The sequence below is a fragment of the Streptomyces sp. NPDC002734 genome (genome assembly GCF_040295685.1).
In the GTDB taxonomy this organism is placed as follows: domain Bacteria; phylum Actinomycetota; class Actinomycetes; order Streptomycetales; family Streptomycetaceae; genus Streptomyces.
Genome location: NZ_JBEOVU010000005.1, coordinates 74,202 through 96,614, shown reverse-complemented (window position 1 = coordinate 96,614; position 22,413 = coordinate 74,202). Strand labels below are relative to the sequence as shown.

At 72.8% G+C, this 22,413-nt stretch carries 19 protein-coding genes and 2 tRNA genes; 9 read left to right on the top strand and 12 right to left on the bottom strand.

The window, feature by feature from the left end; all coding sequences use genetic code 11:
* Window positions 1-81 precede the first annotated feature (81 nt).
* The 3 genes from ABT026_RS06855 to ABT026_RS06845 all read left to right on the top strand — a co-directional run bounded on the left by ABT026_RS06855 (window position 82) and on the right by ABT026_RS06845 (window position 3,370).
* Window positions 82-1,071 (top strand): bifunctional GNAT family N-acetyltransferase/NUDIX hydrolase, encoded by a 990-nt coding sequence (locus ABT026_RS06855; protein WP_351112986.1) that lies wholly within the window; start codon window positions 82-84, stop codon window positions 1,069-1,071.
* 341 nt (window positions 1,072-1,412) lie between these two features.
* Window positions 1,413-1,913 (top strand): hypothetical protein, encoded by a 501-nt coding sequence (locus ABT026_RS06850; protein WP_351112983.1) that lies wholly within the window; start codon window positions 1,413-1,415, stop codon window positions 1,911-1,913.
* A 242-nt stretch (window positions 1,914-2,155) separates the two neighbouring features.
* Window positions 2,156-3,370 (top strand): FAD-dependent oxidoreductase, encoded by a 1,215-nt coding sequence (locus ABT026_RS06845; protein WP_351112981.1) that lies wholly within the window; start codon window positions 2,156-2,158, stop codon window positions 3,368-3,370.
* On the opposite strand, the gene ABT026_RS06840 is transcribed toward ABT026_RS06845, so the two are convergent.
* On the bottom strand, window positions 3,351-3,824 hold the full coding sequence (locus ABT026_RS06840) for a GNAT family N-acetyltransferase (RefSeq protein ID WP_351112979.1): 474 nt from the start codon (window positions 3,822-3,824) through the stop codon (window positions 3,351-3,353). The two genes, ABT026_RS06845 and ABT026_RS06840, sit on opposite strands and share 20 nt — an antisense overlap.
* A 44-nt stretch (window positions 3,825-3,868) precedes the next feature.
* Window positions 3,869-4,327 (bottom strand): GNAT family N-acetyltransferase, encoded by a 459-nt coding sequence (locus ABT026_RS06835; RefSeq protein ID WP_351112977.1) that lies wholly within the window; start codon window positions 4,325-4,327, stop codon window positions 3,869-3,871.
* Window positions 4,328-5,306: 979 nt separating this feature from the next.
* Here ABT026_RS06835 and ABT026_RS06830 point away from each other — a divergent pair.
* The gene (locus ABT026_RS06830; protein WP_351112975.1) at window positions 5,307-6,644 is read left to right on the top strand and encodes an alpha/beta hydrolase; all 1,338 of its coding nucleotides are present in this window, start codon (window positions 5,307-5,309) and stop codon (window positions 6,642-6,644) included.
* Between the two features lie 843 nt (window positions 6,645-7,487).
* A complete protein-coding gene (locus ABT026_RS06825) occupies window positions 7,488-7,937 on the top strand; it encodes a hypothetical protein (protein WP_351112972.1) in 450 nt (149 codons plus the stop codon).
* A gap of 109 nt (window positions 7,938-8,046) precedes the next feature.
* Here ABT026_RS06825 and ABT026_RS06820 read toward each other — a convergent pair whose 3' ends face one another.
* Together ABT026_RS06820 and ABT026_RS06815 are read right to left on the bottom strand one after the other, a co-directional pair.
* Window positions 8,047-8,817, bottom strand: coding sequence for a hypothetical protein (locus tag ABT026_RS06820; protein ID WP_351112970.1), 771 nt, complete (start codon window positions 8,815-8,817; stop codon window positions 8,047-8,049).
* Between the two features lie 176 nt (window positions 8,818-8,993).
* A complete protein-coding gene (locus tag ABT026_RS06815; protein WP_351112967.1) occupies window positions 8,994-9,833 on the bottom strand; it encodes an aminoglycoside phosphotransferase in 840 nt (279 codons plus the stop codon).
* A 141-nt stretch (window positions 9,834-9,974) separates the two neighbouring features.
* On the opposite strand from ABT026_RS06815, the gene ABT026_RS06810 reads away from it, so the two are divergent.
* Window positions 9,975-10,307: a DUF952 domain-containing protein gene (locus ABT026_RS06810; protein WP_351112965.1), complete on the top strand. Its 333-nt coding sequence runs from the start codon at window positions 9,975-9,977 to the stop codon at window positions 10,305-10,307.
* A 367-nt stretch (window positions 10,308-10,674) separates the two neighbouring features.
* On the opposite strand, the gene ABT026_RS06805 is transcribed toward ABT026_RS06810, so the two are convergent.
* The 3 genes from ABT026_RS06805 to ABT026_RS06795 form a co-directional block, all read right to left on the bottom strand.
* On the bottom strand, window positions 10,675-12,312 hold the full coding sequence (locus tag ABT026_RS06805) for a hypothetical protein (protein ID WP_351112963.1): 1,638 nt from the start codon (window positions 12,310-12,312) through the stop codon (window positions 10,675-10,677).
* A 153-nt stretch (window positions 12,313-12,465) separates the two neighbouring features.
* Window positions 12,466-12,540 (bottom strand) — tRNA-Trp (locus ABT026_RS06800).
* Window positions 12,541-12,660: 120 nt separating this feature from the next.
* A tRNA-Thr gene (locus ABT026_RS06795) sits at window positions 12,661-12,734 on the bottom strand.
* 190 nt (window positions 12,735-12,924) lie between these two features.
* On the opposite strand from ABT026_RS06795, the gene ABT026_RS06790 reads away from it, so the two are divergent.
* From ABT026_RS06790 to ABT026_RS06780, 3 genes are all read left to right on the top strand, one after another.
* Complete coding sequence (locus ABT026_RS06790) at window positions 12,925-14,037, top strand: ABC transporter ATP-binding protein (protein WP_351112961.1); 1,113 nt, start codon at window positions 12,925-12,927, stop codon at window positions 14,035-14,037.
* 196 nt (window positions 14,038-14,233) lie between these two features.
* Window positions 14,234-14,689 carry a hypothetical protein gene (locus ABT026_RS06785; RefSeq protein WP_351112959.1) on the top strand — a complete coding sequence of 152 codons (456 nt, stop codon included), beginning with the start codon at window positions 14,234-14,236 and terminating at the stop codon, window positions 14,687-14,689.
* A 148-nt stretch (window positions 14,690-14,837) separates the two neighbouring features.
* Window positions 14,838-15,569 carry a nucleotidyltransferase family protein gene (locus ABT026_RS06780; protein WP_351112957.1) on the top strand — a complete coding sequence of 244 codons (732 nt, stop codon included), beginning with the start codon at window positions 14,838-14,840 and terminating at the stop codon, window positions 15,567-15,569.
* A gap of 604 nt (window positions 15,570-16,173) precedes the next feature.
* On the opposite strand, the gene ABT026_RS06775 is transcribed toward ABT026_RS06780, so the two are convergent.
* The 5 genes from ABT026_RS06775 to ispD all read right to left on the bottom strand — a co-directional run bounded on the left by ABT026_RS06775 (window position 16,174) and on the right by ispD (window position 22,228).
* Entirely contained in the window at window positions 16,174-18,252 is a 2,079-nt protein-coding gene (locus tag ABT026_RS06775; RefSeq protein WP_351112955.1) for a DoxX family membrane protein, read from the bottom strand.
* Window positions 18,253-18,420: 168 nt separating this feature from the next.
* Window positions 18,421-19,362 (bottom strand): 23S rRNA (guanosine(2251)-2'-O)-methyltransferase RlmB, encoded by a 942-nt coding sequence (gene rlmB / locus ABT026_RS06770; protein WP_351112953.1) that lies wholly within the window; start codon window positions 19,360-19,362, stop codon window positions 18,421-18,423.
* A gap of 102 nt (window positions 19,363-19,464) precedes the next feature.
* Window positions 19,465-20,865: a cysteine--tRNA ligase gene (gene cysS / locus ABT026_RS06765; RefSeq protein WP_351112951.1), complete on the bottom strand. Its 1,401-nt coding sequence runs from the start codon at window positions 20,863-20,865 to the stop codon at window positions 19,465-19,467.
* 72 nt (window positions 20,866-20,937) lie between these two features.
* Window positions 20,938-21,471: a 2-C-methyl-D-erythritol 2,4-cyclodiphosphate synthase gene (ispF, locus tag ABT026_RS06760; RefSeq protein WP_351112949.1), complete on the bottom strand. Its 534-nt coding sequence runs from the start codon at window positions 21,469-21,471 to the stop codon at window positions 20,938-20,940.
* On the bottom strand, window positions 21,461-22,228 hold the full coding sequence (gene ispD, locus ABT026_RS06755; protein ID WP_351112947.1) for a 2-C-methyl-D-erythritol 4-phosphate cytidylyltransferase: 768 nt from the start codon (window positions 22,226-22,228) through the stop codon (window positions 21,461-21,463). Before ispD ends, ispF begins: the two co-directional genes overlap by 11 nt.
* Between the last annotated feature and the right edge of the window lie 185 nt (window positions 22,229-22,413).

Here is a 22,413-nt window from a genome sequence, read left to right as displayed (position 1 = left end):
CACCGTCCGGCCGCGGCCACGGATTCCTGTCCGAACGGTAAGAGGGATTCCCCGCGCCGCTCGGTCGATTAGCGTGCGCCCATGATCCTGGAGCCGCTCCCCCTCACCCCGGACCGCGACATCCCGGGCCCCGTGCTCACCGAGCTCACCGCCCTCTACGCGTCGAACCGCGAGTTCCACGCGCTCGCGGGGGACGACGAGTTCCCCGACCCGGACGACATCCGGCCCGAGCAGGTCGCCGCCGCCCTCGCGGAGGAGATCGCCGACCCGGACATCGAGATCCTCCTCGCCCGCAGTGCCGGCCGCCTGATCGGCCTGGCCGTCACCCTGGCCCACCACCCGGACCCGGTGGACCCGGACCCGTGGATCGGCCTGCTGATGATCGACGCGACCGTCCACCGCCAGGGCCTCGGCCGCCGGCTCGCCGCCGCCGTGGAGGCCCGTCTCTTCGCCGCCGGCCGCACCGCCGTCCGGCTCGCCGTCCTGGACAGCACCCCCGGCTCGCTCGCCTTCTGGACCTCCCTCGGCTACCAGGTGATCGGCCACCGGCTGGACCGCCAGTACCAGCGCCCCTGCTCCGTGCTGCGCAAGCCGCTGCAGGACCCCACCACCCCGCGCATGCCCCGTGCCGCGGCCCGGGTCGCCGTGGTCGGCCCCGGCCCCGACCGTCCCGTCCTCCTGCTGCGCTACGAGAACCCCGACGACGGCGTGTACTGGGCGCTGCCCGGCGGCGGTCTCGAACCGGGTGAGAGTCCCCTCCAGGGCGCCACCCGCGAGGTCCGCGAGGAGACCGGCTGGAGCGACGTCACCCCCGGGCCGCTGCTGTGCGTCTGGGAGCACGACTTCACCTACCACGGCGTCCCGGTCCGTCAGCACGAGCACGTGTACCTGGCACGGGGCGCGCGCCGCGACCTGTCCGGCGACCTGGGGGACGCCCACGGCGCGGACGGGATCCTCGCCTGGCGCTGGTGGACCCTGGAGGAACTCGCCGCCACCAGGGAGACGATCTGGCCGCCCCGCCTGGCCCCTCTCGTGGCAGCGGCGACCGCCGCCGACGCAGAGACGGCGTGACCGGCCGTCGGGGGGGGCCCGCTCGTCCGGCTGCCTGAGCGTCCGGCTGTCCACGCGAGGGGTCGCGCCGTCCCCCGCCCCCGCCGGTCTGCACGGGCAGCCCAGCGGGGCGACCCCTCCGGAGCCCCCGAGCCCTCGAGTCCCCGCGCCCTCGTCCCGGCACCCTGGCGTCGCACCGGTCCTGGCGCTTGCCCCTGACGCCCTGATCCTGGCGCTCTGCTGCTGGACCCGGTCCTGGGCGCAGGCCCGGAACCAAGACCCCGGGGCTCGATCCAGGGACCGCCCCGGGCCCCCGGTCGCACGCGCCCGGCCGCACCGCCGCGGCATGACACCATCGGCATGTGCTCGACATCGGCTACGCCCTCTCCAACCGCTTCCCGGACCCGCCGCAGACGGACTACCGGCGCGCGGACGTCCGCGCCCTGCGCCACGACCTCTTCTGCGGTGACGTCTACCTCGCCGACACCGAGAAGGACGAGGAGATCTCCACAGCCTGGGGATGGGTGCCGGTGCTCGACTTCGCCTGGGCGCTGTGCGACATCGCCGAGCAGATCGACCGCGACCCGGCCGGCTCCCGCGCCTCCCGCCCGCAGCGCGCGGAACTGGACTTCACCGAGTCCACCGACCGGCTCTACTTCGAGCGGCGCTTCGGCTGGGTCGAGATCGACGCCGACTGGATGACCACCGACGAGCCGCCCCTGCGGTTCTCCCACGCCGAGCTGCGGCGCGAGGCGCGGGACTTCCTGCACGACGTGATCGCCGACCTGGTCGACATGCACGAGGACCTCGGCGAGAACCCGGCCCTCTGGACCCTCCAGGCCCGCTTCCCCCGCCTCCCCTAGCCCTCCCTCCCCTCCCTCCCCCCCCTCGGGCCGAGGCCTGACCGTCTCCCGGCCGCCTCGAAGACCCAGGCCCGCGCCGCCGCGTCGATGTCCCGCGAGCGGGGACTCGTACCACGTACCGGCGGAAGCGAACCGCACCGCACGGCACCGCCGCACCGGACGCACCGGACGCCCCGGCCGGCGGCACCGCACGGCAGCGGATCGCCCCGCCCGCGTCCGAGGGAGAGAACCGGGAGGCAACCATGCCCCGCACCGTCACCGTCGTCGGTGGCGGCCTCGCCGGACTCACCGCCGCCATCGCCGCCGCCGAACGCGGCGCCGACGTCACCCTGCACGAGGCCCACCACGACCTCGGCGGCCGAGCCCGCACCACCGCCGGCCCCTACCGCACCAACGACGGCCCCCACGCCTTCCTGAGCCTGAGCCCTCAGTGGCGGTGGCTGAACGACCGCGGCCTGATCGGACCCGTCGCCCCGACGCCGCTGCGCGAGCTGACCCGGCTCCGCTTCCGCCGGGACGGCGTCCTGCGCCGCACGCCACCGTTCGGCATGGCGCGCCTGCTCCGCTTCGACCCCGAGGACGTGCCCGCCGACGTCGACTTCCTCAGCTGGGCCTCATGGCAGGTCGGCGAGGAGGCCGCCCGCGCCACCGCCTACGCCACCGTCACGATCCTCTTCCACCACGACCCGGGCTCACTGTCCGCACGCTTCGTCCAGGAGCGGCTGCGGCGGATGACCCACGTCCCGCCGGAGGTCCGCTACCCCCGCGGCGGCTGGCAGTCCTTCATCGCCCGGATGGCCGCCCGCGTCCGCAACCTCGGCGTGCGCGTGGAGAGCGGCTCGCGGGTCACCGACCTCGCCGACGCCCGGCCGGACAGGGGTCCCGTGATCGTCGCGACCGCGCTGCCGGCCGCCCGCGCGCTCCTCGACGATCCGTCGCTGACCTGGCCGGGCGGCCGCACCGTCCTGGTCGACCTGGCACTGCGCGAGGACCCGCGCGACGCCTTCGCCCTCGTCGACCTGGACGGCCCCGGGTACATGGAGCGCTTCTCCGGGACGGACCCCACCCTCGCCCCGGAGGGCGAGCAGCTGCTCCAGGCCCAGTTCCCCCTGGCCCCCGGCGAGCCCCGCGAGGACGCGCTCGCCCGCGGCGGGACCCTGCTCGACCTCGGGCTGCCCGACTGGCGGGAGCGGATCACCTACCGTCGCGAGGCACTGGCCGAGGGACGCACCGGCGCGGTCGACCCGCCCGGGACGACCTGGCGCGACCGTCCCGCGGTGGACCGCGGCAGCGGCGTGTTCCTGGCCGGCGACCAGGTCGCCGCACCGGGCGTGCTCTCCGCCGTCGCCTTCAGCAGCGCCCTCACCGCGGTGGGCCTGGCCCTCGGTCCCTACCGGGCGGTCCCCGGCTTCAGGCCGCCGGCCCCGCGGGCGGCCGTCAGCTCCCGAGCGCGGTGAGCGCCTCGTCCGTCAACCGGAACACCGTCCACTCGTCCTGCGGACGGGCGCCCAGCGCCTGGTAGAAGCCGATGGCGGGCTCGTTCCAGTCCAGCACCGACCACTCCAGGCGCTGGTAGCCGCGCTCCACGCAGATGCGCGCCAGCTCGGTGAGCAGCGCCCGCCCGTGCCCGCCGCCGCGCGCCTCGGGCCGCACGTACAGGTCCTCCAGGTAGATCCCGTGCACCCCACGCCAGGTGGAGAAGTTCAGGAACCACATCGCGAACCCGACCGGCTCCCCGGTCGCCTCGTCCACCGCCATGTGCGCGTACACGGCGGGCCGCTCGCCGAACAGCGCCTCTCGCAACTGCTCCTCGGTGGCCACGGCCTCCTCGGGCGCCTTCTCGTACTCGGCGAGCTCACGGATCAGGCCGTGGATGACGGGAACGTCGGCGGGTGCGGCGGGTCGAATCATGCCGCCCATCCTCACACGTCGCTCCAAGGGGCGGACGGCCCGTCTCAGCGCCCGGCAGCCGGCCGCACCAGGCGCAGGTCGACCCACGGAATCGTGTCCCCCTCCAGCAGGTACCGCTCGATCTCCTGGAACCCGTTCCGGTAGGCGAAGCGCAGACCGTTCTTGTTGGACGACAGCACCACCGTCTCGATCGCCTCGGCCCCCAGCTCCCGCGCCCGCCGCAACCCGCGCGCGTACAGCTCCGCGCCGAGCCCTCGCCTGCGGTGCGCGGGCAGCACCCGCGCGATCACCGTGGCCGTCGCCGTCCCTTCCGCCGGCGGCCGCACCGTCGAGCACCCGACCAGCGTGTCCCCGAGGTACGCGACCTCCAGGTGGTTCCGCTTGGCCCGCTCCCGCACGTCCTCCAGGGACAACTGGTGCGTCGGGATGATCGTGTTGTGGACGAACCGCCAGTCCGCCAGGGACGCCTCGTCCTCCGGCCGCTCCATACGTAGGTCGCTCATGACGGCAGCACACCGGATCCCGCGCGTGGACGTCAACGCCTTTCCCCCTGTCCGTCGCGCGTGGGTGCCCGTCGCCGACGTGCCGTTTCGGCCAATGCGCGCACGGTTCGGTTTCGTCGAGTTTCGGAAGCGCTTCTCCCGCGGAAATGCGGAAGAACCGGCGCCTATCTCTCACGTCGCGAGTTCCCGTTTTGCATTTCGTCGATATTTCGCAGCGCCTTCCGCTCAGCTGAAGGGCGCCCCCTTCACATGCCGACTCGGGACCGCGCAAAGGTGTCATCGAGCGACCGAATTCGCTGATTGACACTCCATCAGCGGAAATCTAGTGTCCCTTCATCCGGGCGAACACCGGACGACGCGGCGAGCGATCGGCACCCACCGGCGCCCACCGGCACCGATCGGCACTGCTCGGGACGGTTCGCGACTGCTCGGCACCATCCCGCGGAGGGCCGACGGCACCTCCCGAGGCCGGTCACCCGCCTCGGGCCCCCTGCCGACGGGAGTCGCCCCCGGCACCACCGCACCTCAGACCGTGGTCCACCCCCACAACGGACACCGAAGAGGACATCCCATGCGCAGCCCCACCTGCCCGCCTACGACGTCGCCGCCACCCGCGCCGGGCACGCGACCGCCACGGCATGCCGCGACGCCCCCCACCGCGTCGGCCGTCGGCACCTGAGTCCGTTTCCGCGCCGGCCTCGTCCCCCTGACGACGACGGCTGCCGGTCGCCGGCCCCTGCCTCCTGGCCATCGTCCGAGTCGCGAGGGCGGCGGGAACCGTCTACCGGCCCTCGCCGCCCGGGCCCACCACGACTGTCCTCGCCGGCGGGCCGGCCGTGGAAGCTCCGCGTCCGGTCCGGCGGCCCGCGCTCCGCCGGTGGAGGCCGCCGGCGTCCCCGCCCGTCTTCCCCTTAACCCTCCGTTCCCTCACCCCCCGGTCCCCTCTACCTCACCCTCCGTCCCCGACAAGGAGCACACCATGGCCATGAAGAGACGCACCCTCTTACGACTGGGCGCGGCCGGAGCCGTGGCCGCCGTCCACCTGCACGGCGCCACCACCGCGACCGCCTCCCCGTCCGCCTCGGCAGCCGCGCCGACCCAGCGCTTCGCCATCGGGGTGAGGGAGTACGCCTGGTCACGCGGAAGCCGCCGGCTGACCACCCGGATCTTCTACCCCTCGACGGGAACGCCGGGCGGTAACCCGGTCGTCAACGCCCCGGTAGCCGACGGCGTCTTCCCGGTCGTCGAGTTCAGCCACGGCCTCGGCGGCAACCCCGAGAGCTACGCACCGCTGATCCGCCCCCTGGCCGAGGCCGGGTTCGTCGTCCCGGCCCCCGTCTTCCCGACCACGTCCAGCGGCACCTCGGGCAACATCCAGGACGTCTACAACGGGAACCAGTCCCTGGACGTCTCCCAGGTGATCACCAACACCCTCGCCCTGAACACCACGGCCGGCGATCCGCTCGCCGGGCACCTCGACACCCGGCCCGGCGTCGGTGTCGCGGGTCACTCGCTGGGCGGCATGACCACCCACGGCCTGCTGACCGCCTGGCCGGACAGCCGGATTGCCGCCGCCGTCCCCTTCGCCTGCGTCGACATGGGCAACCCCGGCAGCACGGTCGCCGCCAGGGTCCTGTTCGTCCACGGCGACCAGGACCCCACCTGCCAGTACTCCTCCGCCCGCCAGGCGTACGCGGAACTGCCCGCGCCCAAGGCCTTCCTCACCCACCGCGGCGCGCGCCACGACGAGTACATCTGGAGCGGCTACAACCACGCCCAGACCGTGGCCACCTACGTGGACTGGATGCGCTGGAGTCTCTACGCCGACACCGCCGCCCGCGACCGCCTCTCCACCGACGCCACCTCCGGCACCACCACCACGAGCTGGGAGGCCGTCCTCACTCCGTCGTCACCCCCCACGGGGTCGGTGGTCAGCCTCCGTTCCCGGGCCAACGACCAGTACGTCTGCGCGGAGAACGCGGGAGCCAACCCACTCGTCGCCAACCGCGCCACCGTCGGCGACTGGGAGCGCTTCGACCTGGTCGACCTCGGCGGCGGAGCCGTCGCCCTGCGGGCCCGCGTCAACAGCCGGTACGTCTGCGCCGAGAACGCCGGCAGCGGATCGCTCGTCGCCAACCGCACCAGCGTCGGGCCCTGGGAAACCTTCCAGCGCGTGAACAACTCCGACGGCTCCATCAGCCTGCGGGCGCAGGTCAACAACCTGTACGTCACCGCCGGGAACGGCGGAACGAGCCCGCTCGTCGCAAGCCGTTCCACCATCGGCGTCTCCGAGTCGTTCACCCTCGGCAACGTCTGACCGGACCGGGAAGGGCCCAGCCGCTCCCGCCGGGCGAAGGGCGGCCCACACGACCCGCTCCCCCTCCGGTCCGCAGCCGCGCGCCCCGGTGGGGCATCCGGCTCACAGCGGTGGGCGTCCCTCGGGGACGCTCACCGCCGTCATCGGGAACCTCTGTTCCAAGGTGAGGCGGCTGCTCCACGCTTCACCCGGCCACGGACGACCCTCCTGCCCCCGAACGCCGACACCGGGCGCTCCCCACCGAGGTGGTCGAGGTGGGGAGCGAGGCCGGCCCGGATCCGGCGGACGCCGGAAGAGAAGACGATCATCTTCCCGCGGAACCGCACCCCGCGTTCAGGCACCGTCCCACCGAAAGCCGACGGGCCGACCTCGCCGCCACCCACCATGCTGATGCAACCCACTCGCTCCTGCAAGCAACATGCAACTAAGCGAAAAGGTGTCCCTCCGGCCCCGGCACAGGCAGGCGCCGCTGCTGAGCAGCGCGCTCCGCAGCGGCGTGCCACCACCCGGGCGGCGACGCACCGGTGACGACGGAGCTGGGCTGATCCGGATGCAGCCCCAGCCTCCGCAGGGCATCCCCTTGGGCGTAGACGTCGAAGAAGCCACGCCACCGCCCGTCAGGGCCAGGTCCACAGGCAAGATCGAACCGGATCTCCTCCGGCCCGAACGGCATCCAGTCGATCCCCCGCTCACGCAGTCAAGCGCGGACGGCCGCCATCGGCCGGGGGCGGCCCGGCAGGTTCTCGTAGCCCGCGACGCAGATCCACTCCACACTGGACGTGTCCATGGCGTCCATGATGCCCGCCCGCCGTCACACCGGTCGAGGTATGAGAAGAGAGCACCGTGCCGCTGTCCTTCCCCTTGCTGGGCGTGTTGCTGCTCGTCAGCCTTGCCACAGCGGCGGCGAGCATCGTGACCGCCGCCCTGATGCTGAAGAACCCACCCGTCCCCCCATCCAGACTCTCCGCACTCCTCGCCCTGCTCTTCGCCTCGTCCGCGACGGCTGTGTACTGCTACGGCTGGATGGCCGTCGCCCTGGGAGGGCCGTTTCCCGAGCTGTGCGGGGAGCGGAACGCCTCCGGCGCCGAACTCGGCGGCGTGGTGCAGGAGTACTGGCCTCCTCGCAGCGCCTGCGTCTACTCCGACGGCACGACGGTGGAGCACGTCTCCCCGTCGATCAACGTGCTCCTCACCCTCCTGGCAGGGCTCGCCGTCGTCCTGGCCTGCGCCGGCGCGCTCCTGGCCCGTCGGTCCTCTCCGGCCCCCGAGGGCTCGCTCGGCACCTCGCACTAGTCCCCGTCGATCCACGGGACCACCCCCACACGGGCCGCAGCACGTCGGGTCCCGTGCCCGTCACCGGCAACCCGGCCCCCACCGGGCCGGGCCGCCGGCGCCGCGGACATCACTGCACCACGACGTTGTCCCCGGAGGACGTCGACGGCCCGGTGGTGGTGTTGCCGTAGTACACCCAGCGCCAGGTACCGGTCGTGGATGCCTTCACGGTCGTCCGGAGATCGCCGGAGCTGTTCGCGTACACCTTCTTCACCGTGGTGTACGAGGTGCTGCCGGAAGGCTTGAACTGCAGGCTCACCAGACGTCCTCCGTAGGAGGCGTACTTCCTGGTCTCCCAGTTGGCCCGCGTTACCTTTCCGGTCACGGTGATGGTCTTGTCCTTGGCCACCGGTTCGGGCGAGGCGTTGACGGTCAGGCGGGAGTTGCGCTTGACGTACGTCGTCTGCCCCTCGTCGTCCGCGTCGCCGCCGTCGCCCTTGAAGAACACCTCGGCACCGACCTTCCAGGCCCCGGCCTCGCTGTTGCGCATGTCGTATTCGCTCGGGTCGAAATAGATCGTCTCGTTGAAGTCGCAGACGCCCGCGCTCACCTTGATGCAGTCGCTCCCGTCGATGACGTGCCACAGCTGGTCACCACCGTTCACGGCACCGCGGTACAGGAACACCCTGGGGTACTCCCACGCCTCCGTGGTCGCCATCCGGAAGGAGGCGGGCACCGCGACCTCCTTCGACACCCCGATCACGATCGGCTTGCCGCTGTTCACCTGGACCCGGGTGAACGAGACCCCACCCTCGGCCGCCCCGGCCGGCACCGCGGCCAAAGCCGTGAACACCACCGCCGCACCACCGGCCACGGCGACTCTCCAGACCTGCTTCCCCACCTGAACCCCAATCTCCGTACGGAACCGCTCCCGAAGGCGCGTTCCTTCAGCGCCCTACAGACAGCCGGCACCCCGCCGAGGTTGTACGCCCACGCAGCACAAACGGGCATCAGCCCCTCCCGCCTCCCACGAAGCGGGGAGGTCGAACCAGCCTCGACCGCGTCCCTCCCGTCCCTCTAACGCGCCGCCAACCTCCGCACCACGATGTCGGTCGCCCTGCCGTACCGCTCCCGCTCACCACACTGAGCCCGCCCCGAGGAACCCACGCTCTCGCTGTGCGCGACGAGCCTGAACAGCAGTGCCCGGATCAGCATCTGCTGCCAGTCAGGATGATCGCTGCCACCCGTCAGCAGGTCGGACGGGGGATCGAACCACAGCAGACCATCCGCGACCACGATCGCGTCGGCGAACACCGGAGGCCTCCAGTACGGCGAGAAGTCGATCACAGCGGGCGCTTCGTCCGCGGCGAACAGGACGTTGCCGGTGAGGTCGCCGTGGATGAGCTGAGCCCCCTCCTGCTTCACGGGGCGCCTCAGCTCCAGCAACGCCGAGTAAGGCGCGTGGAGGTCCTCGACCACGTCGACGTCCTGCTCACCCCACGCGACCCGGTCGGCCACAGCCCACGGATGGGTACGCCGGTCAAGAAAACCGGGCCGGGGCACCTGCCGCAGAGCCCTGTGGAAGGCACGGCCGGCGCCGAGCACGCCGGCCCAGTGTCCCTGCGAACCCGGCTCACCGGTCAGGAACGCGCCGGCAGCCCAGCCGTCCACGACGCTCCGCCCGTCGGTGGCCCGGAGCGGCAACGGGACACGGAAGTCACTGCTCGGTGGCAACCGCTCGAACAGGGAGGCAGCCCACTCGACCTCGTCCTCAGCCCCCTTGACGGCCTTGAACACCGCCCCACCGACGAGCACGCTTCGCCCTTGCCCGCCGGCCAGCAGGACAGGAGTGCCGCTCACACCGAAGGCATCGCGCACGGCGGGGGACGGGACGGCGTTGCTCGGCAGCTCGGTCACGCCCCGCATCCTGCCCGCACGGCATCGCCCGGGGCACTTCCTTTCGCTCAGCCCCAGCCGCGTTGCGCGGTCGGGACGTGGACAGAAGCGACGTCGGCCCCTCAGGTGCGCTCGGCGGAGCCGGCCCCGTAGCGTGCCCGCATGCCGAAACCTCAGCACATCGTGCACATCACCGAGCGCTCTCTCTGGGAGACGGCCCGTGCGTCCGGCACCTACGAGATGTCCACCCGTGGCCGCACGCTCCAGCAGGAGGGCTTCGTCCACTTCTCCACCCGCGACCAGCTCCCGCGCATCGCCGCTCTCCTCTACGGCGACTACGAGGGCCCCGACGACTTGGTGGTGCTGGTCGTGGACCCGGACCGGCTCGATGTCCCGCTGAGATACGAGGCCATGCCGCCGAACGGCGAGGAGTTCCCCCACGTGTACGGCGCGGTGCCGATCGAGGCCGTGGTGGCGGTCGAGCCCTGGCAATGAGCGGGCTACGGTGCCCCGACGCCTTCTGACGGTAATGACCGAGGCAGCCAGCAGGGGGAGCAGGTCCGCTGAAGCGCCGGCCCGGAGGAGATGCAGGACCTCTCCGCGCCCGACATGGTGCGTTCCGTTTTCCACCGATCTCGTCCCGGCTCCCCTGGGGAGGCCCGAGCTCCAGCGGGCAATGCTGCCCGAAGCACCTAGGGATGCTCGCGGTCGCGGGGCTGCTGCCCCTGCCGCCCGACCTGATGGCCCTTCGATCCATCCGCTGCCTGTCGAGTTCCACCCGTGCACACTCGGGCCGTTCACGACTGCTGAACGTAAGGCCGCCCCGGCTATGACCGGGGCGGCCTTACGCATGTGCTCGTGCTCAAATGACGTCGACGTAGTCCTCGCGCCCCGAGCTCACCAGGTGGGTGCTGTTCGGGTACAGGAGAACCGCGACCCACGTGCCGTCCTTCGAGGCCGTGAAGCCCTTGCTGAAGGTGCCGTCCGAGCGGGTGTAGGTGTTGCCCATGTCGTACCAGGTGCTGGAGCCCTTGGGGCGGAAGAGGATCTTCACCTTCTGGTCGGCGTAAGCCTTCCAGGCGCCCGAGGTGTACCGCTGGAGCTTGCCCTTGTAGGTGATCGTGCGGCCCTTGCGGACCGGCTCGGGCGAGGCATTGCCGTCGGTGATCCGGGTCGGGGTGCGCTTGGCGTACACGACCGCGCTGTAGGACTCCTGGAAGTCGCGGCTGCCCTTGAAGTGCGCCCGGAAGTAGCCCTTGTAGGGCGCGTCAAACGTGCCCTTGAACGGTGCGCCGGATTCGGGGTCGCCGCTGCCCGGCGTGACCGTCTTCATGGTCCGCCAGCCGGTCCTGCCGTCGGCCGAGTACTGGAGTTCGACCTTGTTGACCGCGTCCGAGGGAATCCGCTGTCCGGTGTTCAGCCGGCCCTTGGCGGTGACTTCGGAGTACTTGTTCAAGGTCGCCGTGAAGCCGGTGATGGACGTCTTGTTCGCGACGTACACGTGGACCGTCTGAGAGCCGCTGTACCCGAGGTACGTCCCGGTGCGCACCTGCACCTCGACCCGTCCCGACCTCGGTACGGTCAGGTTTCCGGTGAAGCGGCCGTGGGCGTCCGTGACGGGCCGGGAGGCGACGCCGGGTCCTCCACTGCCGTCGTCCCACACCTCGTCGACGACGGCTCCGGCCAGTGGCTTCCACGCCCCGCCGACGTACACCTCGGCCGTGCCGGAGACCGTGGCCGGCTGACCGGCCTTCACGTACACGTCGCCGGCGTCCAGGGTCACGCGCGTCTGCGACTGCACGGCCCTGACTTCGACGCTCTGGTTGGCCCTGGACTGGTACCAGGGCTCGCCCAGCCGCAGCCAGGCGTTGACGTAGGCGACGGACGGGTCGTCCACGGTGTAGGTGGAGGTGAAACGGCCGTCGGCGCCGGTCGTGGTCGTCTTGTCGGCCTCGTTGGTTATCTCGAGGTCCACCAGCTTGCCCGCTGCCGGTGTCGTCTCGCCGGTGCGCGGGTCGGTGACCGTGAAGCCGCCCGTGACGGTGACGTTCTGGTGCTCGTAGTCAGGGTTCTGCGGTGTGGCCTGAAGGTCGGTCAGGTTCGCCTCGAGTTCGTACTCGAAGGTGCCCTGAGCCGTGGTGGTGTCCCCGTCGGCGTCGGTCAGATCGACCATGACGCGGTAGGCGCCGAGGTCGGCGAGGCGCAGCGGGGTGCTGGTCCGCCATGAGCCCTGCTGGTCGGTGCCCGAGGCACGGGTGAAGTCGCTGACCTCGGCGACCTCCGGGTCGCCGGCGGCGGAGTCCGGCGCGTACAGGTGCGCCGTGATGGAGGTGATGGCGCTGTCGGACGAGGCGTTCACCGAGACCAGGCCGGAGGCCGGCCCGTCACTGCCCACGCCGTACAGCACGGGTGCCACCGCAGCGTGCGCGGCCGGCACCGGGCCCAGCAGGACGCCTGCCGCCACAAAGGCACAGGCGAGTGCCAGGGATCGTTTTCTCACGTGAAGTCCCCCCACGAGACTGTGAAGAGCGCGGAGCGCTCTGAAGCGAAGCGCATACTACGTCGCGGCAACCGGGACAGGCCGTGGGTCGCCGGCCGTTCTGGAACACATCTGCACGGTCGCTCTTCGTCCTGGACGCACAGCTGGGGCAGGCCAAGCCGACCGGATTCGAACCGGCGGCCTCGCGATTCTGGAGACGGCGCGCGACCACCCTGCGCTACGGCATCGCGGGACGAGCCTGCGGGAGCTGATGACGCGCATGGGTCACAGAACGCGTGTGGCACGGCTGCCGTCACGCCGAAGGGCCAGTTCGAGAGGTTCACGCCTCTGAACTGGCCCTTCGTTCTGAGCCCCCTGTCGGGTTCGAACCGACGACCCCCGCTTTACAAGAGCGGTGCTCTGGCCAGCTGAGCTAAGGAGGCGCTGCCCGAGCAGTGTACCCACCGGGCCGGGTGGCCCCGTCGGCAATTGTTGTGAAGTTCTCCTCCGGCAACTGCTGACTTTCGGCGGTCCCGCGGGTTAACGTCCCTGCAGTCCGGTCCGCCGGACTCGACATCCACCTTCCACTACGGATCGTCCGGCACGTTCCTGCCGGTGAAGGGGGCCCTCACCATGGCCACTGTTACGTTCGACAAGGCGACCCGGATCTACCCGGGCGGCACCAAGCCCGCCGTCGACGCGCTCGACATCGAGATCCAGGACGGCGAGTTCCTGGTTCTGGTCGGCCCGTCCGGCTGTGGCAAGTCCACCTCCCTGCGCATGCTCGCGGGTCTCGAGGACGTCAACGGCGGCGCGATCCGCATCGGTGACCGTGACGTCACGCACCTGCCGCCGAAGGACCGGGACATCGCCATGGTGTTCCAGAACTACGCGCTGTACCCGCACATGACGGTCGCCGCGAACATGGGCTTCGCGCTCAAGATCGCCGGTGTGCCGAAGGACGTCATCCGCCAGAAGGTGGAGGAGGCCGCGCGCATCCTCGACCTCACCGAGTACCTGGACCGCAAGCCCAAGGCGCTCTCCGGTGGTCAGCGTCAGCGTGTGGCGATGGGCCGCGCCATCGTGCGTGAGCCGCAGGTCTTCCTCATGGACGAGCCGCTGTCCAACCTGGACGCCAAGCTCCGTGTCTCCACCCGTACGCAGATCGCGTCGCTCCAGCGCCGTCTCGGCATCACCACCGTCTACGTCACCCACGACCAGGTCGAGGCCATGACGATGGGCGACCGGGTGGCCGTGCTGAAGGACGGTCTGCTGCAGCAGATCGACACCCCGCGCAACATGTACGACCGTCCCGCCAACCTCTTCGTGGCCGGCTTCATCGGCTCGCCCGCGATGAACCTGGTCGAGGTTCCGATCACCGACGGCGGCGTGATGTTCGGCAACACCGTGGTGCCGGTCAGCCGTGAGGCCATCACCGCCGCCAGCAGCCGCGGCGACTCCACGGTGACCGTGGGCGTCCGCCCCGAGCACTTCGACGTGGTGCCGGTCGGCGCCGGCGGTCTCTCCAAGGAGAGCGGCCTCGAGGTCTCGGTCAACGTGGTCGAGGAGCTCGGCGCCGACGGTTACGTCTACGGCACCGCGCGGGTCGGCGGCGAGGACAAGGACCTGGTCGTCCGCGTCAACGGCCGTCAGGTCCCGGAGAAGGGCTCCAAGCTGAGCATCGTCCCGAAGGCCGGCGAGACCCACGTGTTCTCGACCTCCACGGGCGAGCGTCTCTCCGACTGATCTCGGCGAAGTGGTACGCAGGGCCCCGCGGCGTTCGCGCCGCGGGGCCCTCGCGCGTTCCGGACCCTGTGCGCCGGTGAGAAAGAGGGCATGCCGGGCACGGCGTCAACACGGTGACTCGAATGCTCCACCGAAACGTCACCCATCAGGGTTACCAAATGTCGCCAAATAACTACCGCCCGCTACCCTCACTCGCGTGAAGCACACCACGAACCAGCAGACGCGCACCGGCCGCGGTCCCGCCCGCGGGATCGGCCGCACGCTCGCCCTCGTCCTCCCCGTCGTCCTGGTCCTCTCCGGCACGCTCGCGGTCACCCGGGTGAACTGGTCGGGCGAGCCCGCCGACCCGGTGCTCGCCGCTGCGAACGCCGAGGCCCCGGCGGGCGTGTCCGGCCGGCACCGTCCCGCCCCGCAGGACGTGCTGCGCGACCGGCTCCTGACCGAGATGCGGGAGAAGGACCCGGGCGTCGCCCTCACCCACCTCCAGAAGGCGGTCGACGAGCGGCCGTCGCTGGCCCGTCACTGCGCCTCGATCGCCCGTGCGCTCGGGAAGGCGGCGGTCCGCACCTACGGGCCGGTGAAGGCGCAGTCCTTCTCGCGGCCGGTGTGCGACACCGCTTTCGCCACGGGGGTGGCCGCGGCGGGGCTCTGACCGCCGGCCGGGCCATGACCGCCGACCGGCCCATGACCGACCTCACGCCCCGCCGCTGCCCGTCGGAGGGCCGGGCGGGGCGTGGGGCCGGCTCCCATTTCCACCCTCCTCGTCCTGTGGCGCGCGGGGCGCACGTACAGTGCGGTCCATGACCGATCCGAACGCCGCCGCGCGCCCCGTCCAGGCCGTCATCCTGGCCGGTGGCCAGGGCTCCCGCCTGCGCCCGTACACCGACGACCGGCCCAAGCCGATGGTGGAGATCCCCGGCACCGGTACGCCGATCATCGGCCACCAGATCGCCTGGCTCGCCCAGGAGGGCGTGACCGACGTGGTCGTCAGCTGCGGGCACCTCGCCGAGGTGCTGGAGAAGTGGCTGGAGGGCGCCGACCTGCCGGCGCGGGTCACCACCGTCGTGGAGCCGGAGCCACTGGGGCGGGGCGGCGGTCTCAAGTACGCGGCGGCGCACCTGCCGCACCCCGACCGGTCCTGGTACGCCACCAACGGCGACATCTGGACGCGGTTCTCCCTGCGGGACATGGCGGACTTCCACACCGGGCGCGGCGCCACGGCGACGCTGGCGCTGGCGCGGCCGCGGCTGCCGTGGGGGGCGGTGCGGACCGACGGGTTCGGGTACATCAGCGACTTCATCGAGGCGCCGCCGTCGACGTTCGAGATCAACGCGGGTGTCTACGTGTTCTCGCCGGAGTTCGCCGAGCAGCTCCCGGAGCGGGGGGACCACGAGCGCAGCACGTTCCCGCAGCTCGCGCGGGAGCGGCGGCTGGCGGGGTACTCCATCCCGCAGGGGGCGTACTGGCGGGCCATCGACACGGCGAAGGACCTCACGGAGGCGGCGAAGGAACTGGCCGCGCTCAACGGCTGACGGGGGGTGTCCGGGGCGCGGCGTGTATCTCTCCGTCCGCCCCTGGCCGCCGTGTGCTGCCGAGGGCCCGGGCTCTCCTGGCCGGCCTCGCCGTCTTCGCTCCCCTCCGGCGGACAGCCGTGCCACGCCCCCGCTGTCCCTGCCGTGCCTGCCGCTCGGGCCGTGCCCGCCGCCGTGCGGTCTCCTGCACCGCCTGCGGAAGGCTGAGGGCCCCCAGGGGGCGGCGGCACGGCACGGGCGGCGCAGCCCCTGGCCTCCGCCGCGGCGAGCGGCTTCCCACCGTGCCCAAGCCGACAGCAGCGCGAGCAGGCGTGACCCGCACGGCAGCGCGGCACAGGGTCGGGCCCCCGGGGACAGCACCGTTTGATCCTCTGCCCCGCCCCCTTCCCGGAGGGCTTACGCGGCGCGGAGCGAGCCGGTCCCGTGAGGACGTGAGGCCCTGCGCCCACCCGTGCCGCCCCAGCGGCACGATTGCCCGCAGGTACGCAGCACCAGCCACCGCACGGCACTCCCCGCCCCAGGGCACCACGAAGACCCCCGGCTCACCGGAAGGCCCCCGCCGCACCAGGGCGCGGCGGGGGCCAGGGGCCGGGCGGTCGGGCGGTCAGCCGAGGAGGCCGCCGACGAGGCCCGGTTTGCGAGGGGTTTCGGCGGGGGAGCCGCCGCCGGTGGAGGGGGAGCCGCCGGAGGGGGCGTCGACGGAGGAGCCGGAGCCGCCCGGCGCCTCCTCGGGGGCCGGCTCGACCGGCGGGGCCTGACCGGACTCGCTCGGCCGCCCGCCCGTGACGTCACCGGTCGCTCCGGTGTCCGTCCCGGCGACGTCCGCCTCGGGCTCCGCGCCCGCGTTCCGTTCCTCGGACCCGGCCGTGCCGGCCGTCTCCTCCGCGCCCGCGGTGCCCTCGGAGCCCGCCGTGGGGCCGTCCGAGGCCGACTCGGACGGGGACTCGCTCCCCGGCGCCGTGTCGCCCGGCAGCGGCGTGCCCGGCAGCGCGTTGCGCGGGGCCTCGCCGGGGCGCGGCACGACCACCCGGTCCGCGTCCCGCACCGCCGCGCCCAGCAGGGAGCCGACCAGCAGGGTGAGGCCGGCGACGACGCCCGTCGCCAGCGCGCCCCGCTTGAGCACGTAGCGCCGCAGGTCCCAGATCGCGGCCCGCGGACCCAGCCGCCGCCAGGCCCGCCCGGCCAGCGCCCCGTCCGCCGAGTAGACCGGCGCGCCCGCGACCAGCAGCGGCGTCCAGGCCGCCAGGTAGACCACGTCCGCCATCTCGTACACCGGCACGGCCTGCCAGCTCGCGCCGAGCAGCAGCGCGGACGCCAGCAGCACGCCCAGCCCGGCGGCGACCCGCTGCCACAGGCCCAGGACCGTCAGCACGCCGACGATCACCTGGAGGAAGGCCACGGTGAGGCCGGAGCCCACCGGGTGCTGGAGCGCGAAGCCGTGCAGCGGCTCGCCGACGCCGCCCGGCTCGAGGGAGTGCAGCAGCCGCGTCATGGAGCCGCGCTCGCCGCCGTCGAAGTAGACGGGGTCGCAGAGCTTGCCCATGCCGTCGTAGACCGAGACGAAGCCCAGGAAGACCCGCAGCGGCAGCAGCACCACGCCGAGGTTCATCCGGCGGCCGGGGTAGTAGGCGTGCTTCTCCGACGCCCGCCGCCCGCCGCGGCCCTCCTCGGTCTCCTCCGCCGCGCGCCCGTCGGCGGCGTACCCGTCCGGGCCGTACCCGTCGGGCCCGTAGCCGTCGGCGGTGTACGCGTCCGTCCCGTAGCCGGCCGCGCCGTAGCCGTCGTAGCCCTCGTGGCCGGGGCCCGCGTCCGTGTAGGCGCCGGTCCGGCCGTAGCCGCCGGAACCGTACCTGTCGCCCTCGCCGTAGCCCTCGTAGGCGCCGGGCGCCAGGTAGCCGGGCTCCTCGAAGGCGCTGCCCACCGACCGCATCGGCGGGAGCAGCCGGGTGCCCTCGCCGATCACGGGGTTCTCCAGGGTGCGCTCGGCCGCGCTCTCCTCGCGGACGCCCGCGTACCCGGCGGCTCCGTCGCCGTAGCGGCCCCCGTGGCCCCCGGTGCCGCCGTCGTAGCCCTCGCCGAACCCGCCGCCGAAGGCGGAGCCGGAGTCGCCGAAGCTGGACCCGGAGCCGCGGACGGAGCCCGCACGGTCGAAGCCGGACCCCGACCCGGAGCCGGGAACGTCGAAGCCGGAGCCCGCACCCGGGCCCGTGCCGACGCCCGGGCCGACGCCCGCGACGGAGTCGGGCGGCCGCGGGATGGTCCGGGTCGCCCCCGGACCGGCGGCCGGGGTGCTCGCGGGCCGGCCGGAGGCGGCGGGAGCCGGGGCGAGGCCCCCGAGCTGCGCGCCCCGCACGGCCTGCAACAGCCGGTGCGCCCCGGTGTCGTCCGGGGCGGTGTGCCCGCTCCAGACGACCGGCCGGCGCCTCTTCCCGGCGGCGGCCGGACCCGGCTGCGCGACGACGGGGATCGGCGTCGTGTCGTCGGTGGCTCTCACGTGCCCGGCGATCCGCGTCGACCTGGCCCGCCGCGCCGAGGAGCCCAACTGCACGCGGAAGCTCACGTGGTTGACGATGACCTGCGCGGGATCGCAGGGCACCTTCACCATGCTCAGCGCGGGGGTGTCGTCGAAGCCCGACGGACCGTCCCCCAAAGGTGTGCGGGGTGTTCTGGTGTCCACACTCATCTAACCGAGTGACGACACGTAAGGACACTGCCGCGTGCGCCCCGATCTGTCCGAAGCACGTCAAGCTTGGGTGTCGCCCGCAAAACACCCCGCCCGGGCGAATTTCTGCACACCTGTGCGAGGCCCGCTGAGGGCCCCGCACCGAGCCGCACCGAGCCGCACCGCGGATCAGCTGCGCCGGCGGGCCGCCTCGTAGAGCACGATGCCCGCCGCGACACCGGCGTTGAGCGACTCGGCGCCGCCCGGCATCGGGATGCGGACCCGGTAGTCGCAGGTCTCGCCGACCAGCCGGGACAGGCCCTTGCCCTCGCTGCCGACCACGATCACGACCGGGCCGCCCAGCGCCTCGAGGTCGCCGATCTCGTGCTCGCCGTCGGCCGCCAGGCCCACCACGACCACTCCGGCCTTCTTGTACTGCTCCAGCGCGCGGGTCAGGTTGGTGGCCCGGGCGACCGGCGTGCGGGCCGCGGTGCCGGCCGAGGTCTTCCAGGCGCCGGCCGTCATGCCCGCCGCGCGGCGCTCCGGCACGACCACGCCGTGACCGCCGAAGGCGGAGACGGAGCGGACCACGGCGCCGAGGTTGCGCGGGTCGGTGACGCCGTCCAGCGCCACGATCAGCGGGTCCTCGTCGCTGTCGGCGGCGTCGGCGACCAGGTCCTCGGGGTGCGCGTACTCGTACGGCGGCACCTGAAGGACCAGGCCCTGGTGGTTGAGCCCGTTGGTCATCCGGTCGAGCTCGGGGCGCGGCGCCTCCATGAGGTTGATGCCGCCGCGCTCGGCGGCGAGCTGCAGCGCCTCGCGCACCCGCTCGTCGTTGTCGATGAACTGCTGCACGTAGAGGGTCTTGGCGGGCACGCCCTCGCGCAGCGCCTCGACGACCGGGTTGCGGCCGACGACCAGCTCGGAGGTGGAGCGGCCGCCGCCACGGCGGGCGGTGGCCGGCCTGCCCTGGGCGCGGCGGGCCTTCGCGTTGGCGGCACGCTGCTTGGCGTGGCCCTTGCGCATCTCGGCGGGCGGGGTCGGTCCCTTGCCCTCGAGGCCCCGGCGTCGCTGGCCGCCACTGCCGACCTGCGCGCCCTTCTTACTCGATGCGCGGCGGTCCTTGGACATGAGCTGATCGTCTCCGTGAAGCTGGGGGGATGTGGGTCTGGAAGTGCAAGTGTGCCGCCCGGAGGCCCGGGCGGCACATTCGCGCAGGTCACGCAGGTGGGGTCAGCGGCCGCCGAGGGACCAGCGGGGTCCGTGCGGGCTGTCCTCGATGACCAGGCCGGACGCGCCGAGCTGGTCGCGGATGGCGTCGGCGGTCGCCCAGTCCTTGCGGGCGCGGGCTGCCTCACGCTGCTCCAGCACCAGCCGGACCAGGCCGTCGACGACGCCCTCGAGCTCCTCGCCCCGGCCGTCGGCGCCGCCGGACCACTGCTCGTCCAGCGGGTCGAGGCCGAGCACGCCGAGCATGGCGCGGACCTCCGCCAGACGGGCGACGGCGGCCTCCTTGTCGTCGGCCGAGAGCGCGCTGTTGCCCTGCCGGACCGTGGTGTGCACGACGGCGAGCGCCTGCGGGGTGCCCAGGTCGTCGTCCATCGCCTCGGCGAAGGCCGGCGGGACCTCGGCGGCCGGCTCGACGGGGCCGCCGGCGAGCTCGACGGCACGCTGGACGAAGCCCTCGATCCGCGCGAACGCGGACTCGGCCTCGCGCAGGGCCTCCTCGCTGTACTCGATCATCGACCGGTAGTGCGGGGTGCCCAGGTAGTAGCGCAGGACGATGGGCCGCCACCGCCCGACCATCTCGGAGACCAGCACCGAGTTGCCCAGCGACTTGGACATCTTCTCGCCGCTCATCGTCACCCAGGCGTTGTGCATCCAGTAGCGGGCGAACTCGTCGCCGAACGCCTTGGACTGGGCGATCTCGTTCTCGTGGTGCGGGAAGATCAGGTCCAGGCCGCCGCCGTGGATGTCGAAGGCGGGGCCCAGGTACTTGTGGGCCATCGCCGAGCACTCCAGGTGCCAGCCGGGGCGGCCGGGCCCGAAGGGCGTCTCCCAGCTGGGCTCGCCGGGCTTCGCCGCCTTCCACATGGCGAAGTCCCGCGGGTCGCGCTTGCCGGCCACGCCCTCGTCGGGCTGGCGGAGGTCGTCGACGTCCTGGTTGGACAGCGACAGGTACTCGGGGAAAGAGCGCACGTCGAAGTAGACGCTGCCGTCCGCCTCGTAGGCGTGGCCGCGCTCGATCAGGCCGCGCATCATCTCGACCATCTCGGTGACGTGGCCGGTGGCCCGCGGCTCGTAGGTCGGGGGCAGGCAGCCGAGCGCGTCGTAGGCGGCCGTGAAGGCCCGCTCGTTCTCGTAGCCGATGGACCACCAGGGGCGGCCGTACTCGGCCGACTTGGTGATGATCTTGTCGTCGATGTCGGTGACGTTCCGCACGAACGTCACCTCGTAGCCGCGGTGGGCGAACCAGCGGCGCAGCACGTCGAAGTTGAGGCCCGAGCGGATGTGCCCGATGTGCGGAGCGGCCTGCACGGTGGCACCGCACAGGTAGATCGAGACACAGCCCTGCGTGAGCGGGACGAAGTCACGGATCTGCCGGGCGCTGGTGTCGTACAGGCGAATAGTCACGCCTCAAGAGTAGTGGGCGTGCGGCACTGCCTCACGCCCACTGCGAAACAACCGGCCGACAGCTGCGCGCCCCTACGCGGGCCGCGCCGCGGGGGCCTCCACGACCAGGGCGGTGGCCACCGCCAGCAGGCCCTCGTCCCTGCCGGGGAAGCCGAGTCCGTCGGTGGTCGCGCCGGAGACGGAGACCGGCGCGCCCGCCGCCGCGGAGAGGATCTTCTGCGCCTCCTCGCGCCGCTTGCCGATCTTGGGGCGGGGGCCGACGACCTGCACGGCGACGTTGCCGATCACGAAGCCCGCCTCGCGCACGATCCGGGCCGCCTCGGTGAGCAGCGTGACGCCGGAGGCGCCCGACCACTCGGGGCGGGAGGTGCCGAAGTGCTGCCCGAGGTCACCGAGCCCGGCGGCGGAGAAGAGCGCGTTGCAGGCGGCGTGCGCGACCACGTCGGCGTCGGAGTGCCCGGCGAGCCCGGGGCCCTCGCCCTCCCAGAGCAGGCCCGCGCACCACAGCTCGCGGCCCTCCTCGAAGGCGTGGATGTCGGTGCCGATGCCCACCCGGGGCAGCGGGTACGGCAGGTCCTGCCGGGGAACGGCCTGGTCAGAAGCCATCGTTGCGCCTCCTGCGGGCCAGGACCGCCTCGGCCAGGACCAGGTCCAGCGGGCGGGTCACCTTGAACGCCTCCTCGTGCCCGGGCACCGTGACGACGCCGAGGCCGAGCCGCTCGACCATGCTCGCGTCGTCGGTCACCTCGCCCTCGACCTCCTGGTGCGCACGGGTCAGCACGGCGCGGTCGAAGCCCTGCGGCGTCTGCACGGCGCGCAGCCGGGCCCGCACCGGGGTGGCGACCACCGGCTCGGGCGCCCCGGTCACCTCCGCCGGCTCGACCTCCTTGACGGTGTCGGCGAGCGGCAGCGCGGGCACCACGGCGACGGCGCCGTCGCGGACCGCCTCGATCACCGCGTCCACGGTCTCCACCGGCACCAGCGGCCGGGCCGCGTCGTGGACCAGCACCACCTCGGAGCCGGCGGGCAGGGCCTGGAGGCCGAGCCGCACGGACTCCTGCCGGGTGGCCCCGCCGGGGACGACCAGGAAGTCGGTGCGCTCGGGCAGGGAGTGGGAGTCGAGCAGCGACCGCACCTCGGCGACGCCCTCGGGCGGCGCCACCAGCACGACCAGGGAGACATGACGGGACGCCGCCATCGCGCGCACCGCGTGGATCAGCATCGGGGTGCCCCCGAGCGTGCGCAGCGCCTTGGGGGCGCCGGGGCCCAGGCGTACGCCGCGGCCGGCGGCCGGGATCACGACGGCGGCATGGGCCGCGGAAGGAGAGGGGCGCTCTTCTCGGGGGAAAGCTGCGTCGGACATCGGTTCCTGTCAGGTTTGTGTGCTCCACCCGGATGGGTATGGGCTTGGCGAACCGGATGCTCCGCCACCGACCGGGCCCTTCCGTGACACCCGGCCGGTACGGACCACTTCCGGGTACGGACATGCCGCGGCGCCCGGCAATGCTTTCGCATCATCGGGCACCACGGCAGCAAGTGTCCTACGTC

Excerpts from the sequence above, each read along its gene's own strand:
- ispD (WP_351112947.1), bottom strand. The coding sequence starts at position 22,228 with ATGTCCGACGCAGCTTTCCCCCGAGAAGAGCGCCCCTCTCCTTCCGCG.
- ABT026_RS06780 (WP_351112957.1), top strand. The coding sequence starts at position 14,838 with ATGACCGATCCGAACGCCGCCGCGCGCCCCGTCCAGGCCGTCATCCTG.
- ABT026_RS06830 (WP_351112975.1), top strand. The coding sequence starts at position 5,307 with ATGGCCATGAAGAGACGCACCCTCTTACGACTGGGCGCGGCCGGAGCC.
- ABT026_RS06790 (WP_351112961.1), top strand. The coding sequence starts at position 12,925 with ATGGCCACTGTTACGTTCGACAAGGCGACCCGGATCTACCCGGGCGGC.
- ABT026_RS06810 (WP_351112965.1), top strand. The coding sequence starts at position 9,975 with ATGCCGAAACCTCAGCACATCGTGCACATCACCGAGCGCTCTCTCTGG.
- rlmB (WP_351112953.1), bottom strand. The coding sequence starts at position 19,362 with ATGTCCAAGGACCGCCGCGCATCGAGTAAGAAGGGCGCGCAGGTCGGC.
- ABT026_RS06840 (WP_351112979.1), bottom strand. The coding sequence starts at position 3,824 with ATGATTCGACCCGCCGCACCCGCCGACGTTCCCGTCATCCACGGCCTG.
- ABT026_RS06775 (WP_351112955.1), bottom strand. The coding sequence starts at position 18,252 with ATGAGTGTGGACACCAGAACACCCCGCACACCTTTGGGGGACGGTCCG.
- ispF (WP_351112949.1), bottom strand. The coding sequence starts at position 21,471 with ATGGCTTCTGACCAGGCCGTTCCCCGGCAGGACCTGCCGTACCCGCTG.
- ABT026_RS06835 (WP_351112977.1), bottom strand. The coding sequence starts at position 4,327 with ATGAGCGACCTACGTATGGAGCGGCCGGAGGACGAGGCGTCCCTGGCG.
- ABT026_RS06855 (WP_351112986.1), top strand. The coding sequence starts at position 82 with ATGATCCTGGAGCCGCTCCCCCTCACCCCGGACCGCGACATCCCGGGC.
- ABT026_RS06845 (WP_351112981.1), top strand. The coding sequence starts at position 2,156 with ATGCCCCGCACCGTCACCGTCGTCGGTGGCGGCCTCGCCGGACTCACC.